This window comes from Methanothermobacter thermautotrophicus str. Delta H, assembly GCF_000008645.1.
In the GTDB taxonomy this organism is placed as follows: domain Archaea; phylum Methanobacteriota; class Methanobacteria; order Methanobacteriales; family Methanothermobacteraceae; genus Methanothermobacter; species Methanothermobacter thermautotrophicus.
Window position 1 is genome coordinate 70,599 of the sequence record NC_000916.1, and the last position, 13,816, is coordinate 84,414.

At 48.2% G+C, this 13,816-nt stretch carries 21 protein-coding genes; 9 read left to right on the top strand and 12 right to left on the bottom strand.

Features of this window, described 5'->3' with window-relative positions; all coding sequences use genetic code 11:
- Nucleotides 1-42: 42 nt before the first annotated feature.
- Nucleotides 43-567: a zinc dependent phospholipase C family protein gene (locus MTH_RS00490; RefSeq protein WP_238374215.1), complete on the top strand. Its 525-nt coding sequence runs from the start codon at nucleotides 43-45 to the stop codon at nucleotides 565-567.
- A gap of 48 nt (nucleotides 568-615) precedes the next feature.
- On the opposite strand, the gene MTH_RS00495 is transcribed toward MTH_RS00490, so the two are convergent.
- Genes MTH_RS00495 through MTH_RS09790 form a run of 5 tightly spaced genes read right to left on the bottom strand, consistent with a single transcriptional unit; the run spans nucleotide 616 to nucleotide 2,549 of the window.
- Nucleotides 616-1,092: a membrane protein gene (locus tag MTH_RS00495; protein WP_048060740.1), complete on the bottom strand. Its 477-nt coding sequence runs from the start codon at nucleotides 1,090-1,092 to the stop codon at nucleotides 616-618.
- A 17-nt stretch (nucleotides 1,093-1,109) separates the two neighbouring features.
- On the bottom strand, nucleotides 1,110-1,514 hold the full coding sequence (locus MTH_RS09965; protein WP_238374216.1) for an SPASM domain-containing protein: 405 nt from the start codon (nucleotides 1,512-1,514) through the stop codon (nucleotides 1,110-1,112).
- Nucleotides 1,448-2,236 carry a TIGR04083 family peptide-modifying radical SAM enzyme gene (locus tag MTH_RS00500; protein WP_010875753.1) on the bottom strand — a complete coding sequence of 263 codons (789 nt, stop codon included), beginning with the start codon at nucleotides 2,234-2,236 and terminating at the stop codon, nucleotides 1,448-1,450. The genes MTH_RS09965 and MTH_RS00500 overlap by 67 nt, the downstream gene beginning before the upstream one ends.
- 8 nt (nucleotides 2,237-2,244) lie before the next feature.
- Nucleotides 2,245-2,397: a TIGR04165 family Cys-rich peptide gene (locus tag MTH_RS09485; RefSeq protein WP_083750434.1), complete on the bottom strand. Its 153-nt coding sequence runs from the start codon at nucleotides 2,395-2,397 to the stop codon at nucleotides 2,245-2,247.
- 2 nt (nucleotides 2,398-2,399) lie between these two features.
- The gene (locus MTH_RS09790; RefSeq protein ID WP_162828721.1) at nucleotides 2,400-2,549 is read right to left on the bottom strand and encodes a hypothetical protein; all 150 of its coding nucleotides are present in this window, start codon (nucleotides 2,547-2,549) and stop codon (nucleotides 2,400-2,402) included.
- 54 nt (nucleotides 2,550-2,603) lie between these two features.
- On the opposite strand from MTH_RS09790, the gene MTH_RS00505 reads away from it, so the two are divergent.
- Nucleotides 2,604-3,173, top strand: a complete 570-nt coding sequence (locus MTH_RS00505; protein WP_010875754.1) for an SOUL family heme-binding protein — start codon at nucleotides 2,604-2,606, stop codon at nucleotides 3,171-3,173.
- Nucleotides 3,174-3,240: 67 nt separating this feature from the next.
- Nucleotides 3,241-3,984 carry a SagB/ThcOx family dehydrogenase gene (locus MTH_RS00510; protein WP_010875755.1) on the top strand — a complete coding sequence of 248 codons (744 nt, stop codon included), beginning with the start codon at nucleotides 3,241-3,243 and terminating at the stop codon, nucleotides 3,982-3,984.
- Between the two features lie 28 nt (nucleotides 3,985-4,012).
- Here MTH_RS00510 and MTH_RS00515 read toward each other — a convergent pair whose 3' ends face one another.
- A complete protein-coding gene (locus MTH_RS00515; RefSeq protein ID WP_010875756.1) occupies nucleotides 4,013-5,029 on the bottom strand; it encodes a pseudomurein-binding repeat-containing protein in 1,017 nt (338 codons plus the stop codon).
- Nucleotides 5,030-5,150: 121 nt separating this feature from the next.
- Here MTH_RS00515 and MTH_RS09795 point away from each other — a divergent pair, with 121 nt between their 5' ends.
- Nucleotides 5,151-5,327 carry a hypothetical protein gene (locus tag MTH_RS09795; RefSeq protein ID WP_010875757.1) on the top strand — a complete coding sequence of 59 codons (177 nt, stop codon included), beginning with the start codon at nucleotides 5,151-5,153 and terminating at the stop codon, nucleotides 5,325-5,327.
- A 55-nt stretch (nucleotides 5,328-5,382) separates the two neighbouring features.
- Here MTH_RS09795 and MTH_RS00520 read toward each other — a convergent pair whose 3' ends face one another.
- A complete protein-coding gene (locus MTH_RS00520) occupies nucleotides 5,383-6,369 on the bottom strand; it encodes an ATP phosphoribosyltransferase (protein WP_048060741.1) in 987 nt (328 codons plus the stop codon).
- 52 nt (nucleotides 6,370-6,421) lie between these two features.
- Nucleotides 6,422-6,931, bottom strand: a complete 510-nt coding sequence (locus tag MTH_RS00525; protein WP_048060742.1) for a nitroreductase family protein — start codon at nucleotides 6,929-6,931, stop codon at nucleotides 6,422-6,424.
- A gap of 87 nt (nucleotides 6,932-7,018) precedes the next feature.
- On the opposite strand from MTH_RS00525, the gene MTH_RS00530 reads away from it, so the two are divergent.
- Nucleotides 7,019-7,243 carry a TIGR04165 family Cys-rich peptide gene (locus tag MTH_RS00530; RefSeq protein ID WP_010875760.1) on the top strand — a complete coding sequence of 75 codons (225 nt, stop codon included), beginning with the start codon at nucleotides 7,019-7,021 and terminating at the stop codon, nucleotides 7,241-7,243.
- 3 nt (nucleotides 7,244-7,246) lie between these two features.
- On the opposite strand, the gene MTH_RS00535 is transcribed toward MTH_RS00530, so the two are convergent.
- The 3 genes from MTH_RS00535 to MTH_RS00545 all read right to left on the bottom strand — a co-directional run bounded on the left by MTH_RS00535 (nucleotide 7,247) and on the right by MTH_RS00545 (nucleotide 9,948).
- Nucleotides 7,247-7,708: an NUDIX hydrolase gene (locus tag MTH_RS00535; protein WP_048060743.1), complete on the bottom strand. Its 462-nt coding sequence runs from the start codon at nucleotides 7,706-7,708 to the stop codon at nucleotides 7,247-7,249.
- A 133-nt stretch (nucleotides 7,709-7,841) separates the two neighbouring features.
- Nucleotides 7,842-8,912: a sensor histidine kinase gene (locus MTH_RS00540; RefSeq protein ID WP_010875762.1), complete on the bottom strand. Its 1,071-nt coding sequence runs from the start codon at nucleotides 8,910-8,912 to the stop codon at nucleotides 7,842-7,844.
- Nucleotides 8,913-9,003: 91 nt separating this feature from the next.
- Nucleotides 9,004-9,948 (bottom strand): cobalamin B12-binding domain-containing protein, encoded by a 945-nt coding sequence (locus MTH_RS00545; RefSeq protein WP_010875763.1) that lies wholly within the window; start codon nucleotides 9,946-9,948, stop codon nucleotides 9,004-9,006.
- Nucleotides 9,949-10,077: 129 nt separating this feature from the next.
- Here MTH_RS00545 and MTH_RS00550 point away from each other — a divergent pair, with 129 nt between their 5' ends.
- The 4 genes from MTH_RS00550 (at nucleotide 10,078) to MTH_RS00565 (ending at nucleotide 12,953) form a co-directional block, all read left to right on the top strand.
- Complete coding sequence (locus MTH_RS00550; RefSeq protein WP_048060744.1) at nucleotides 10,078-10,263, top strand: hypothetical protein; 186 nt, start codon at nucleotides 10,078-10,080, stop codon at nucleotides 10,261-10,263.
- Between the two features lie 115 nt (nucleotides 10,264-10,378).
- Nucleotides 10,379-11,260, top strand: coding sequence for a CBS domain-containing protein (locus tag MTH_RS00555; protein ID WP_048060745.1), 882 nt, complete (start codon nucleotides 10,379-10,381; stop codon nucleotides 11,258-11,260).
- Between the two features lie 208 nt (nucleotides 11,261-11,468).
- Nucleotides 11,469-12,383 (top strand): deoxyhypusine synthase, encoded by a 915-nt coding sequence (locus MTH_RS00560; RefSeq protein ID WP_048060746.1) that lies wholly within the window; start codon nucleotides 11,469-11,471, stop codon nucleotides 12,381-12,383.
- Nucleotides 12,384-12,428: 45 nt separating this feature from the next.
- A complete protein-coding gene (locus MTH_RS00565; protein WP_010875767.1) occupies nucleotides 12,429-12,953 on the top strand; it encodes a hypothetical protein in 525 nt (174 codons plus the stop codon).
- Between the two features lie 37 nt (nucleotides 12,954-12,990).
- Here the strand turns inward: MTH_RS00565 and pyrF are convergent, their stop codons facing one another.
- Nucleotides 12,991-13,653 carry an orotidine-5'-phosphate decarboxylase gene (gene pyrF / locus MTH_RS00570; protein WP_048060747.1) on the bottom strand — a complete coding sequence of 221 codons (663 nt, stop codon included), beginning with the start codon at nucleotides 13,651-13,653 and terminating at the stop codon, nucleotides 12,991-12,993.
- Nucleotides 13,654-13,816 lie beyond the last annotated feature (163 nt).

Genomic DNA, 13,816 nt, shown 5'->3' on the forward strand with positions numbered 1-13,816 from the left:
ATGAGGACCATCCTTATAATTCTGATTCTGGTTCTTTCAGCAATGCAGGTTCAGGGTGCATCTGCATGGTCAGTGAAGAACCATCATGACATTGCAGAGAAGGTATACAGTGAAATGCCAGAGGACGTGAGGAACAGGATGAGCCTTGATGAAATGAAGAATGGCGCTGATGATCCTGACACGGTATTCCTTGACTTTAAGTACCATGTGTATCCATACAATCTTGAAAAGGCTAATTTCTGGTTGAATCAGGGAAAAATAAGTTACGATGCAGGGAACTACCGCTATGCAAGTTACTGTTATGGGGTTGCAAGTCACTACATCTCCGATGGCATCTGCGGTCCCCACACATCCTCAGGATCCAGCAGATACCTCCACACGCTCTACGAGATAAGGGCGATACTCCTTGAACCCCACATGGTTGCTGTGGACGGTGACCAGTCACTGGAGGCAGAGAGCCTCTGGAGGGCATGGGTCATTGATGGTGACGACTCCCACATCTCAGAGGCCATCGACCTGGCCTGCAGTGTATCCTACCAGCAGATTATGACTTCCATCGAGTCCTGAACCATTGATTGATGGAATCATAGGGACCCCTTCAGAACAGCATACCCCCTAACCAAAGGTTGAGGATATCCAGTCCCCTGCATAGTGTGTTATTACTATGATCATGATGGCTGTTGCAATATGTTCCAGCAGAACCCTTCCTGGAGGAACATTCCGGGACCTTGCGATATGAAAACTCAGAACCGTCAGAAGAAGAAGACCCCATATAATGGATACGATAATAGCCAGTGTTAAATCGAGAGTAAGAACTGGAACAAGAAAGGTGAGGGCGAATAAAAATTTACTGATGAATGTTGCAAGGGTGGATTCCCAGATCTCTCCCTCTGTGTGAACATTCTCTGCCTCCTCAGAGATGTGTATACCCATTGCATCTGAGAAGGCATCAGCTATTGCTATTGTAAGGACTCCGCCAATAACAGCAAGTCTTGAATGGGTACCTGAATGCAGTCCAACCATGAGGCCGAGGGTTGTTATTATGGCCGAGGTGAGACCAAAGCTCAGCCCTGTTTTCAGAGAATGTTTCATAATATTCCGGTAATTCACTACTTCATCATTATATCAAGGACACCGGGCCTTTTAGTCTTCTTATTACCTCCAAGGATTCCGGATTCAAGGAATTCCCTGTTGGCCCTCCTGTTGATTTCGGCGAAGATCATCTTGTAGGCCTCGCACTGGTGGTCAACACCGTCTATCTCCATTTCACCATCCCTGATGGTGATTGCATTGTAGGGGCACCCACCGAGACAGAACCTGTAGAAGTCACAGTCGCCACATTCCTCATCAACAAGTTCCCTCCATTCATAGAGCCTCCTTAGGGCTTCACTCTCCTCAAGATCCTCCATTGAGGGCCTTTCAGCCACATTACCCATTATGTAGTCCTTCATACCAACGAAGCGATAGCATGGGTATATATCACCGTAGGGGTCAACTGCGAAGGTGTTGCCCACACAATCAGCATGTGTACATACAACCCCCTTCTGAGGAATGCGCTCTTTGCAAAGTGGTCTATGTTCTGTATCTCGATCTCACCGAAGTGCTCAAGGTAGCTGTCAAGGAGATACAGGAGCAGGTCACCGTACTCCTCGGCGGTTATGGCCCACTCCTCAGGGTCTGAACTCTTCAGGGATGGCAGGGCAGGGTGCAGCTTCAGGTTCATACCGTTCTCCAGGAAGAAGTTGAATATCTCCTCCCTCCTCCTTATCGAATAGGATGTGAAGGTGCTTATGAAGCTCACCCGAAGCCCATGCTTCCTTGCTATCTCATAGCCCTGCATGGTCCTATCAAAGTACCCATCGCCCCTCTGGTAATCATTTATCTCCCTTGGACCGTCGAGGCTTGAACCGATGGGTATGCTGTATTCTGCGAAGAGTTCCGCCATTTCATCGGTCATCAACCAGAGGTTCGTCTGGATGGCGAAGGCAGGCTTGAGGAATGAAAGCCTCTCAGATATTAGCTTGAGGGTGTCGCGGTAGAATTCGTATCCCGCAAGGAGCGGTTCCCCTCCATGGAATGTGAAGGTTGCAGGTTCATTTCTGAATTCCATAAGCCAGGAGACCATCTCCCTCACGGTTTCCATGTCCATAACCCTGGAGTCCCTGTCAACGCCCCAGCAGTAGCTGCAGTCTGAGGGACAGTTCATGGATGGTATTATCATGACATGGAATGCCATAAAACCACCTAATCTGCGGTCTCAAAGATGTGGCCGCATTTCTCACAGACTATCTCCTTCATGGACGTCCTTGACTTGTGCTCATCCATGAATCTCCTCTTAACTACCTTGTCCCTGCAGCCACAGACAGGACACTTACTTAAAAACTCCTCCATTTTCATGTCTAGACCTCTATTATCTCCTCAACAACATACTTACCGCCGCAGGGGCACTCCTCTATCCTGTCACCCAGGTGGTAGGGAGGGGTTTTACCCTCAACCTCAAGGGTTCTCTTTGCCCTGCAGAGGTCACAGTATGCAGTGACTATCCACATCATGTAAATTAGATATAGAAGCTCCGATATATAAGATATCAGGGGGGTCATACCTTGGTTGAGAGTCCTGAATACACCGTTGAACTGAAGGATGGTAAATTTGAGATAAGAAGGTACCCTGGCTATATACTTGCACAGGTTGACGTTGAAGCCAGTTTCAGGGACGCCATGGTCATAGGCTTTTCTATTCTTGCAAACTACATATTTGGTGGTAACCGGCGGAAGGAGGAACTTCCAATGACATCACCTGTAACCGGTGTTAACCTGGGCTCCTCTGAGAGGATACCCATGAAGGTCCCTGTGACAGAGGAGGTCCCGGATGATGCTGATTCAGGGAAATACAGAATATCATTCACGATGCCATCATCATACACCCTTGAAACTCTCCCGGAGCCACTTGATGACAGAATTAGATTTCGCGAAGAGAAGGATCAACGTTTTGCAGCCTACAGGTTCTCGGGGAGGGTTAACAGTGATATGGCAGCTCAAAGGATAGCTGAACTTAAAGAATGGCTTGAAAGGAATTCAATTGAACCAAGATCAAACTTCATAATAGCACAGTACAATCACCCGGCCGTCCCTGGCTTTTTGAGGAAAAATGAGGTTCTTGTGAAGATAGATTGAATTTCTATTCGGTGGAAAAACCGGGAACGATTTTTTCTGGAGATAGATTGAATTCCATGGTGATCTAATGAATGAAATTGAGAGGAATCGTTACTTCCTCAAGGACAGCATAAGGAAAAGGGTGGATTTTTCAAGAACACCCCAGAGTATGGGGGTTGAAGCCCCGCCCTTTGAGAAGCCCTGGGATCCTGATTCAGAGAGGTTAAACCTTCCAGTGAGGGACTGGGCAGAGTTAATCGATGCAAACATTGTAACCTGCATAAGAAACCGCAGGAGCCGCAGGAGCTACCTTGACACACCCCTGGGCCTTGATGAACTTTCATTCCTTCTATGGGCCACCCAGGGCATAAGGATCATCGCAGGCGACACAGCATTCAGGAATGTGCCATCTGCGGGATGCAGGCACACCTTTGAGACATACCTTGCAGTCTTCAATGTTGAGGGCCTTGACACAGGACTCTACAGGTACATACCTTCAACCCACCAGCTGATGGTCGAGTACCGTGATGAGAGCCTCCCCCAGAGGATCATAGAGGCCACCTTTAACCAGAGATTCACAGGAAATTCTGCAGTGACCTTCATCTGGACAACAGTACCCTACAGGATGGAGTGGAGGTATGGTCTTGCAGCCCACAGGGTGATCCTCATGGACGCGGGTCATGTCTGCCAGAACCTCTACCTTGCCTGTGAGGCCATAGGAGCAGGTACCTGTGCAGTTGGAGCCTATGACCAGGAATACCTTGATGAGGTCCTTGGAGTTGACGGGGTGGATGAATTTGCCATTTACCTGGCCCCGGTGGGTAAGATTTAAAAAAATAGGGGGGATGTGCAGCTGATTTCTAGACCTTGACTGATGATGGTAGCTGCATTTTTTTCTTTGAGGTATGTGTCCTTGTAATCTTTGAGTATATCCTGAGCAGATCCCTGTATCCTATTATTTTACCCCTGAACCTGATATAATTTGGTGCTTTGAGGTATTTTCTCATGTACCTGTTAACATCTGCTGCCAGGGCCCTGTATTCCTTCCTTGAGATGTAGCCATGGAATGTGCTCTTCACACCAGCGTTTGATGGCCCCCTGACCTTGATGGGCCTTATGGGGCCGTTCATGTAATCTGTTACCATGAGAAGGAATCTGGCTGGAGTGTAACCTGAGTAACTACCTTTGAGCTTCCTGCCCCGCAGGATGTCCCTGTAGATTCCATCTGCAGTATATGCCATCCTTGCAGGGTCAATGCTGTGGTAGGCTATGAGTTTGCTGTTATAGAATCTACCCTTCCTCTGGAGCATCTCAGGGGTTTCATTGAGCATTCGAAGGATCTCTGATGCAACGAAGCGACACTTATCCTCCCAGGAACAGCCCGCACAGTCAACGTTTGGCTGTATGATCCTCACACCAGCTGATGTCAGAAATCTGTAGGGGGACACTATGCCTGCGAAGTATCTGCTTGAGAAGTTATCATCCCATGCTCTTCTGAGGAATGTGGTCTTTTTGAGGTCAAGGCTGCCTGTGTTAACGAATATCACACCCTTACCTGTTGATGCAGCCATCCTGGCAACATCCGTCATGGCGCCGGGGCAGGATGCTGCAAGATAGACTGCAACGCCACCCTCACGGGCGCACTTAACAGCACGATAACCCTCCCCTGGTTTTGGAGCCAGGGGGTCCACTGTAACATTGTGTTCACTCTCATTCTCGATGCAGGTCTTGATAATGTTGAGACTCTCAATGTCAGCGGAACGGTTTCCGGATATGCAGTCTGAGGTCAGGAATATGTCCGCTGCAGTGGCATCACCGACACTCACTGAAATAAAAAGTATCACCGCACCCAGCAGCATAATTCTATTGAATTGCAAGTTACCACCTGTATAAAGTTTTATCCGGAGCTTTTAAGTATTTTTCTCGGAAGATTTATATAAAATGAAATTCTACATTCTACTCCCGATTTTTTCTTCATGTGATCTTTAAGGTGATAATTTGGTTCCTGAGATAAAACAGAAGTGTCTGATATGCGGAAAGCCATGGATGGATGGAAATGATACCTGTCCCCACTGTGGCAGCAAAAATAAAACCGCAAGCATAGATCCAGCAGATGATCTTGAACTACTGAGGTCTCTTAACAGCATTCTCAAAAAAGAAAGGGTTTCGGAGTAAATCCGAATACATTTTATCTTTTATTTTAGCAAAGAAAGGGAATTAGATTCTGGAACTATTCTATATACTGTTTGACGTTTTCCCTCACTATGGCTGAAGCACCAAAGCCCTTTATTTCCTCGAGCATTTCAGGGAATCTGCTCTTATCTATGAGGACGTTCACCTGTGAAAATTCCCTTCCACGCACCACGGTTGGTTCATCTGAACAGTACTTCATCCTCACCAGAAACTCAACCACATCATCTGCACGGTGGTTGGCTATGTTGAACTTGACATCAAAGTAGTTCCTTGCCTTGGTGGCACCGTAAAGCTGCTTGAATATCATTTCAGCCTTCTCAAGTTTCTCACCTGTGCAGGATGGACCAGCGTAGAGCCCTGCACTTGATTCCATGATGGTGTCAATTATTTTAAGGCCGGCCTTCCTGAGGCTGCTGCCGGTCTGGGTGTTGTCCACTATGAGGTCGGCGCCCTTGGCGATGTACACCTCTGTGGCCCCATCAGAGTTTATTATCTGGACCATCTCATTGTCACCGTCACGCAGCCCCCTTATCTGGACCACGGGTTTGCTGTCCCCGAAGAGTTCCCTGTAGCCAGGATTCTTCATGAAAAAGTCCCTTGTGAGGTTCGGGTACTCTGTGAAGCACAGCAATGGTCTTTCCCTGCCGGAATTTTTGAGGAAAAAGTCCTCAAGGGACCGGTATGGCTCCTCCTGGGGTACTGCGACTATCAGCCTCGTCTGACCGTAATCGAGGTCGCCTATCTTCTTTATGGATCCATTGCCACTGTTTATGGATTCCTCACGGACCCAGTCCTCTCCTATTATGGCTATATCAAGCATCTCACGGTTCAGTTCGACGGGGGCACTCTGGGGCCTTGTGAGGTATGCCTTTATTTCAGGATCATTTGTTATCTCTATTTCATTCTCTTCGCGTCCTGGTTCGTATCCCTTAACCTCATAACCTGCATCCCTGAATAGTCTGTATGTGTTTCCACGGTTAACATTATTTAAACTACCCTTGGGTAATCCAAGAACTATCTTCATAGCTTTCACCTCCAGTATGATGGTTGATTGAGTCCTAAATCCCTTCCGGAGCCTACCATTTTTCCAGGTGTATCCTGTCCGGGTCAAAGAGGTCCCTTGTGCCGGGGTTTTCAGCAGGGTAGCCCAGAGGTATCACTGAGAAGGGGATCACGTGTTCCGGGATACTGAAGAGCCTCCTTATACCCTCAACACGATCTTCGAGGGGGTAAACCCCTGTCCATACAGCACCTAGACCAAGGGAGTGGGCTGCAAGGAGTATGTTCTGTGATGCGATGGAGCAGTCCTGCACCCAGAATCCAGGGATCTTTTCCAGGCTGCTATCGCAGCATACTATGATTGCTACGGGGGCGTCCTTCACCATTGCCCCGTAGGGGTGGACCTCAGGTATCTTCTCAAGCATCTCCCTGTTCCTCACAACTATGAAATGCCATGGTCTCTCGTCGACGGCTGAGGGGCCACACATGGCTGCATCGAGTATCTTATCTATGAGCTCTTCTGGCACCTCTCTGTCCTGGTACTTTCTTATGCTCCGCCTTGTTTTGATTGCTTCGAGGACATCCATTTTACTCACCTTACCATCTATATGGACCGTGACCTTTATATGTTGGGAGGTCCATAATAGTTTCATAGACTACGAACGAGTGATCGTATGAAGGTTGAGGATCTGAAAAAGCCATGCCCGGAATGTGGAGAGGTCGATAAGGACGTTTCAACAGTGAGAAATCCCCAGAACAGGGATAAACTCAGGGAGGCAGGCATCCCTGAGGACCAGGAGATTGTGGGGGCAATAAAATGCAGCAGATGTGGATATGTCTTTGAATACTGTGAGGGGGGAAGCTGCAAAATAGAGGTCAAAAAGATTTCAATTGATTGAGGGTTAAAGGTACACTCCCCTCATGAATCTGAGTATTCCCCCTAAGGGAGAATCCTCCTTATCCTCCTCTATCTTCAGTTTCATGACAAAGTCTGAGAGCCAGTCTGCAAGTCTGTATCTTCTGAGGTCTGAGGGCTCAACCCAGGCAAAGCCCTCATGTTCATGGCTGAGTTTCACACTGCCCTCTGCCCTGCACCTGATTATGATATGGGCCGCGTTGATCACCGGAAATTTCTGTTCAACAACACCCATAACCTCTTCAGGGATAATTTCAAGGTTTGTTTCTTCCTTAACTTCCCTTTTAAGGGCTTCTTCCAGTGATTCGCCTGTACCGATCTTTCCACCGGGAAGCTCCCACCTGGAGGCGTTGGTCTTTGAATCAGAGGCTCTCTTGATCAGGAGGACCCTTCCATCATCGTCTTCAATGAAGGCCCTCACAGCAAGGATATAAACACTTCCGACCATAGGCATTCCTCATCCATGATTGGGGTTCAGGACATATAAATGGATCAGTGGTTCAATTCTGGGAGGTGGTCTATTTCCACAGCCAGAGAGTCCTGGAGATATAATGGACCAGCACTTCAGGTGAACGGACCGCTTAATGGTTCCAGTCTCTGAATTCAATGGAGACCCTAGTTCCACCATGAGATTCGATTTTCAGATCCCCGTTCATCTGCTCTGAGAGACTTCTGATAAGCTGCATCCCCATTGTTGAAGTACTCATGGGGTCAAAATCTTCTGGAAGGCCCACACCATTGTCAAATATCTCAAGAAGATAGCCATCATCACTCCTTTTAAATGAAACCCTTATAATCCCCCCTCTTCCCTCAGGGAATCCATGTTTGATGGCGTTGGTGAACACCTCATTCACTATGAGTGCCAGCGGCACAACGGTGTTTATGTCCAGTTCAGCGTCATCTATATCTGTTTCAAGGCCTATACGCCCGGAGTCCTGGATGAATGAATGGTAAAGGTCCCTCACAAGGCCCCTGAGATACTCTCCAAAATCAACCCTCCTCTCTTTGCCGGAGGTGTATAGCCTCTCATGAAGCATGGCCATTGCTCTGGCCTTTGACTGGGCCTCCCTGAATAGCATCAGGTCGTCCCGGTCCTTCACGTACCTTGACTGGATGTTCAGGATGCTTGAGATTATCATGAGGTTGTTCTTGACCCTGTGGTTTATCTCCCGCAGCAGCATCTCCTTCTCCTCAAGGGCGCGCTGGAGTTCAAGGTTCTTCTTCAGAAGTTCTCTCTGGGCTGCGGATAGCTCATTGTTTAGCCGTGTGAGTTCATTGAAGAGTTCTTTTTCGACTTCAGCATGCTCAGGGATCTCTATTTCGGGTGCTGGGGGTATGTATTGTTCTGCAAGGTGATAGATCTTTATCATATCCTCCCTTGATGGTGAACCCACAACGTAAATCCTGTCAGAATCGAGGAATCCTGAGAAGTGGTAGGTTTTAAGATTACGCAGGTTCATCTCCCAGTTATATGCAGCCCCATTTTTCCGGATCTTATCAAGAAAGTTTGAAGCCTTCTCCTGGCTGCCATGGTCCATGAGACCGGCAAAGGAGCCCATCCCATGGGGAATGTCAGCACCGTAGCCTGTTATCTTCTCTATGGTTCCATCCCTTTTCAGGATCAGGAACACGCCTTCAATTTCATCGGCCATGATTGTTCACTCCAGTAAGGAGGTTGTACTGGACCTCATTTATTGGGTCAAGAGGGACCCTCCTACAAGGTGTTACCATTGGTTCACCTCTTTAAATGTCAAGGAATTCTTCTGCGACCTTCACAGCACCGGATGCATCTGCAGCATGGAGGTCCGCACCAACCTTCTTCCAGAGTTTTATGTCAACGTTGAAGGGGTACCCTCCGACCATAACCGGTGGTCGGTCCTCCAGTTCATCCAGGAGCTCTATGATATGCCTTACATGACTGACGTTGAAGGTCATGGTGGCTGACAGGGCCACAAGATCCGGTTTGAGGTCAGAAACTATGCCACTGAAGTCCTCCGGGGGAGTGTTCGCTCCAAGGTAAATTGATTCCCAGCCATTCATCTCAAAGAAGTCACTCACCATCCTTATCCCTATCTCATGGAGCTCATTGTTAACGCATGCCGCCACCAGCTTGAGGTTTCGCCTCTCTGAGGCGCTGTAGATGTAGGGGTAGAGCTCTGACATTATGCTCTGGGTGACAGATGTTGCATAGTGTTCATGGGCCACCGATATCTGGTTGGTCTGCCACAGCCTCCCTATCTCGTGCTGAACAGGCTCGAAGACCTGGAGGTATATATCCTCCACCCGGATACCGGATTCCAGGGATGATACTATGAGTTCCCGGGCTTCCCGGGCCTCTGTATTCAGAACTAGTCTGAGGTACTCCTCTGCAAGTTCACGGAGGGGTTGGTCCCCCAGGTGGCTTGATGATGGATGTGAAGTTTCAAGGATTTTGAGTGCGCCTGAAATGTACTCTGATGCCTTATCAGCAACTTCATCATCGGCTAATTTCATAATGGCCCTTTCTATACTTTTAATAGAACCTCTGAGACATTCTTCAGGCAGACCCAGATTCTTAAGGAGAACATCTGCCCATAGCACATAGTCACTGAAGAGCTCCGGACTGGAGTTGAGGATTGCCTCCTCAAGGTAATCCAGGTGGTAGTTTATATCCTGCAGGCAGAGCTCCTCATCTGACACAAGGCCCATCTCATCAAGATCTCTGTAAACCTCCCTACAACTGCATTCCTGTCCATTACAGTTCGCATCAAGCCCCCTCCAAATAGTATTTAAGATGAAACCAAGATAAGAGATTTATCATTTTCACAGGAGATCTTGATGAAGTCGGCGGAAGGTTTCAGAATAATATCTGCAACAGGGGAATGTCCATTATGTGTCTACCGGTGTGAGGTGGTGGTTGAGGATTTGAAGGAGGTTAAGGTGTACTGCAGACACCCCAGGGGTCCGGGTAACCCGTCACACTGCATATACTTCCGGAGGGACAGGAAAGTGGATGGGTATTAAGAGATGCTATGTGGATAACATTTATATCTTGCTTTGAATAAAAAGACATATTAATTAAAAATAATTATAATTATTATTCATAATAGATTTGCATAATGGATCTGCAGGTGTTAAGATGCTTACCTCTGTTCAGAAGGAGATACTTCAGACACTCATTAACCTTTACCGGAACTCAAATGGCAAGTCAATCAAGGGGGAGGAGATAGCCGCCATAATGAACCGGAACCCCGGCACAATAAGGAACCAGATGCAGTCCCTCAGAAGTCTGGGTCTTGTTAAGGGGGTGCCTGGACCCCGGGGGGGCTACAAGCCAACAATAAAGGCCTACCACCAGCTGAACATATCCTCAACAGGCAGGGAGACCGCTGTACCGATTTACAGGGACGGGGAGCAGATTGAGGACCTATCAGTGGCTAAAATTGAATTCACCAGCATACCTGATCCCGGTGAGTGCGAAGCCGCCATAAAACTTGTTGGAAGTATAAGGAAACTTGACCTCGGTGACAGGGTGCGGATAGGTCCAACCCCTGTTAACAAGCTTGTGGTTGATGGTGTGGTTGTCGGAAGAGACGATATGGATAACATCATCCTCCTCGATACAACCGCTATAAGAAGCATACCCAAGAAGACCGTTGCTGAGGTCGCAACCCGTGATCTTGTAACACTCGCACCTGATATAACTGTGAAGGAGGCTGCAGCCCGCCTATCATCCCTTGGAATCGAGGGCGCCCCCATAGTGGAGGACGATGAGGTTAAGGGTATAGTGACGCTCAGTGATATAACGGCATCCATAGCCGCAGGCACAGAGTTCATGCAGGTTTCAGATATCATGTCAAAGAATATAATAACGGTTAAACAGGATACGATGATAGCCGATGCCATTGAGGTTATGAATAAACACAATATTGGCCGGCTGATAGTCACAGACAGTGAGGGGAGGCCCACAGGCATAATAACCAGGACAGACATTCTTGACAGCATCGCCGGACTTGAATGAACTCTTTATTTTTAACATCAAACACCTGAGGGATATTAATTGCACCAGCTTTCATATCACCCCTCCACGAAAAGATTTTAGGAGTCCTGGACAAGGATATATAATTGCACCAGCTTAACAGGATCCAGTACATACCGGCTAAGGCATGCACTCGAGATCTGTTATTTAATTAAATCTTTACAGTTATCAATCCAGGGAAGTGTTAATTTTGAATGTGAATCACATGAATATAACCCAGGGTATGGGTGTGGCAGAGCTCATAGAGGAGATGGGACGTTCAGGGGTCCTGGGAGCTGGCAGGGTCCACAGGGCAACGAAGCTCCTGCGTGGGATGATTGATGACCTGGAAATGGCCATCTTCATGAGCGTGGCCGGGCCCCTGGTTCCAGGCGGCATGAGGAGGATAATAAGGGACCTCATAGATGATGGAACCATAAGCGCCCTGATAACAAGTGGCGCAAACCTTACCCATGACCTCCTGGAGGCCTTCGGGGGCGCCCATTACAGGGACTATGGCTTTGACGATGAGAAACTGCACCAGGAGGGTATAGGCCGTATTGGTGATGTCTATACAAGGTCAGAGGACTTTGAGGTATTTGAATCAGAGAACCAGGAAATATTTTCATCCATATTCTCAGCAAAACCCCACATATCCATCCAGGAACTCATACATGAGATAGGAGGCCATCTGGATGATGATATGTCAATAATAAGAACAGCACATCTTCGCGGAGTCCCCATATACGCCCCTGGACTCATTGACAGCATGCTGGGCCTCCAGCTATGGATGTACACCCAGGATAACAGGATCTGCCTGGATGCTGTGAAGGATATGCACAGTCTCTCGGACCTTGTTTTCAGCCATGAGCGCATAGGCGCCATAATACTTGGAGGAGGACTCCCCAAACACTACACCCTCGCATCAACCCTCCTCAGGGGAGGGGTGGATGCCGCGGTCCAGATAACCATGGACCGTAGTGAGACCGGGAGCCTCAGCGGGGCACCCCTGGAGGAGGCAAAGTCATGGGCGAAGGCCCAGGCAGGTTCAAACCTTGTAACTGTGGTGGGTGATGCAACAGCACTCTTCCCGGTCATACTGGCGGGGGCATTATCTGAGCTTTAGGGCGAGGTTGGAGATTAGACGGGATTATCATTACTGAGGGTCTGTATGATTGAGTTTCTATACCCTGTTTCAGGTTTTCTCATGAAGATTGCCGATGAGTGTGAGGATGAGTGGGGGAGGCCCCGCACCGGTATGGTGGCAGGTGCCCTCTGCGGGGTATCAGCAGGTTTTCTATCGGTTAGTGATCCTGCAGCAGCATGCATATTCATTGGCATATTCGCCGGCACAATCCTCTCACTGAAGGTTGACTGCCTGAGCCATGCTGTCGCAGCCCTCGTATTCATCCTGATCATCCTCTCCGGGGGATTACCTGTTATAAGCATTCCCGCCACGTTACTGTGCACCATGGGGGCCTACATAGATGAGTACGGGAACGACAACCCTGTGGTCTATAGAAGAAGCAGGATTTTAAGGATTTTCTTTGATTACAGGTTCTCACTTAAGATGGTGGTAGTTCTCCTCGCCGTCCTGTCATTCGCGGGCTTTATGACGGGCTTCGGACCCCTGACCGTCCTGCTGTTCCTGCTTTTTGAGGCTGCCTATGAGGTTGGAGGCAGAATAGGGCATTAATGGGCTGAATGGATATTCATTCAGAGGAAACAGGGTTTCAGGGATTCAGAAGGTCTTTAATGGATTCTATTATCCCTGCTGCTGCAGCTGCAGGGTTATCTGCAAGGTAGATGGATCTTCCAACTATTATGGCATCTGCGAACCTGAGGGTCTCCCCTGGGTCTCCTCCCTGGGCTCCCACACCGGGGGATATGAGAAATGAATCCTGACCTATGATTTCCCTCAGCCTTGAAAGCCTTTCAGGTCTTGTGGATGGGCCAACATAATTTTTGACACCAAGATCGACCCCCATTCTGGCTATTTCATCTGCAGCGCCCTGTATGAACATCTCTGCCCCTGGGTGTGACATCTCTGTCAGGAGGAAGACCTCACGTCCCATTTCCTCTGCGACATTGAGGCAGGCCCTGACACTGTCTGCTCCCCGGAATCCGTGGACTATTATGGCATCAGCCCCCGCCTTGAAGGTGGCCCGGCATATCTTTTCATTGGTCTCGGGTATATCTGCAACCTTGAAGTCGGCTATGATTCTGCAGCCAAATCTCTTTCTGAACTCAGCAATGATATCCATACCCTCTGAGAGTACAAGGGGGTACCCTATCTTGACCGTGTCTATGTATTCCCTGACCTCTCCGGTGACCCTGAGGGCATCATCCCGGTTCATGAGGTCCATTGCAAGTATAAGTCTGTTCATAACGTCCATAACATCAACTCTCCGGGATCTCAAACATTGAAATCGACTCTACTGAACTTTATGTCCTTACATATCTTACATATATTATCCTTTCAGAGGCCCCCGCAACCATCAAGGAAACTTTAATTTAGATCAGAATTTATAGAAAACATTATATACCTCAATTTTAAAG

Coding starts and splice junctions, on each gene's coding strand:
- MTH_RS00565 (WP_010875767.1), top strand. CDS start 12,429: ATGATTGAGTTTCTATACCCTGTTTCAGGTTTTCTCATGAAGATTGCC.
- MTH_RS00510 (WP_010875755.1), top strand. CDS start 3,241: ATGAATGAAATTGAGAGGAATCGTTACTTCCTCAAGGACAGCATAAGG.
- pyrF (WP_048060747.1), bottom strand. CDS start 13,653: ATGGACGTTATGAACAGACTTATACTTGCAATGGACCTCATGAACCGG.
- MTH_RS09790 (WP_162828721.1), bottom strand. CDS start 2,549: ATGTGGATAGTCACTGCATACTGTGACCTCTGCAGGGCAAAGAGAACC.
- MTH_RS00495 (WP_048060740.1), bottom strand. CDS start 1,092: ATGAAACATTCTCTGAAAACAGGGCTGAGCTTTGGTCTCACCTCGGCC.
- MTH_RS00550 (WP_048060744.1), top strand. CDS start 10,078: ATGAAGTCGGCGGAAGGTTTCAGAATAATATCTGCAACAGGGGAATGT.
- MTH_RS00545 (WP_010875763.1), bottom strand. CDS start 9,948: ATGGGCCTTGTGTCAGATGAGGAGCTCTGCCTGCAGGATATAAACTAC.
- MTH_RS00525 (WP_048060742.1), bottom strand. CDS start 6,931: ATGGATGTCCTCGAAGCAATCAAAACAAGGCGGAGCATAAGAAAGTAC.
- MTH_RS00535 (WP_048060743.1), bottom strand. CDS start 7,708: ATGGTCGGAAGTGTTTATATCCTTGCTGTGAGGGCCTTCATTGAAGAC.
- MTH_RS00500 (WP_010875753.1), bottom strand. CDS start 2,236: ATGGCATTCCATGTCATGATAATACCATCCATGAACTGTCCCTCAGAC.
- MTH_RS00520 (WP_048060741.1), bottom strand. CDS start 6,369: ATGAAGATAGTTCTTGGATTACCCAAGGGTAGTTTAAATAATGTTAAC.
- MTH_RS00540 (WP_010875762.1), bottom strand. CDS start 8,912: ATGGCCGATGAAATTGAAGGCGTGTTCCTGATCCTGAAAAGGGATGGA.
- MTH_RS00555 (WP_048060745.1), top strand. CDS start 10,379: ATGCTTACCTCTGTTCAGAAGGAGATACTTCAGACACTCATTAACCTT.
- MTH_RS09485 (WP_083750434.1), bottom strand. CDS start 2,397: ATGAAAATGGAGGAGTTTTTAAGTAAGTGTCCTGTCTGTGGCTGCAGG.
- MTH_RS00530 (WP_010875760.1), top strand. CDS start 7,019: ATGAAGGTTGAGGATCTGAAAAAGCCATGCCCGGAATGTGGAGAGGTC.
- MTH_RS00490 (WP_238374215.1), top strand. CDS start 43: ATGCAGGTTCAGGGTGCATCTGCATGGTCAGTGAAGAACCATCATGAC.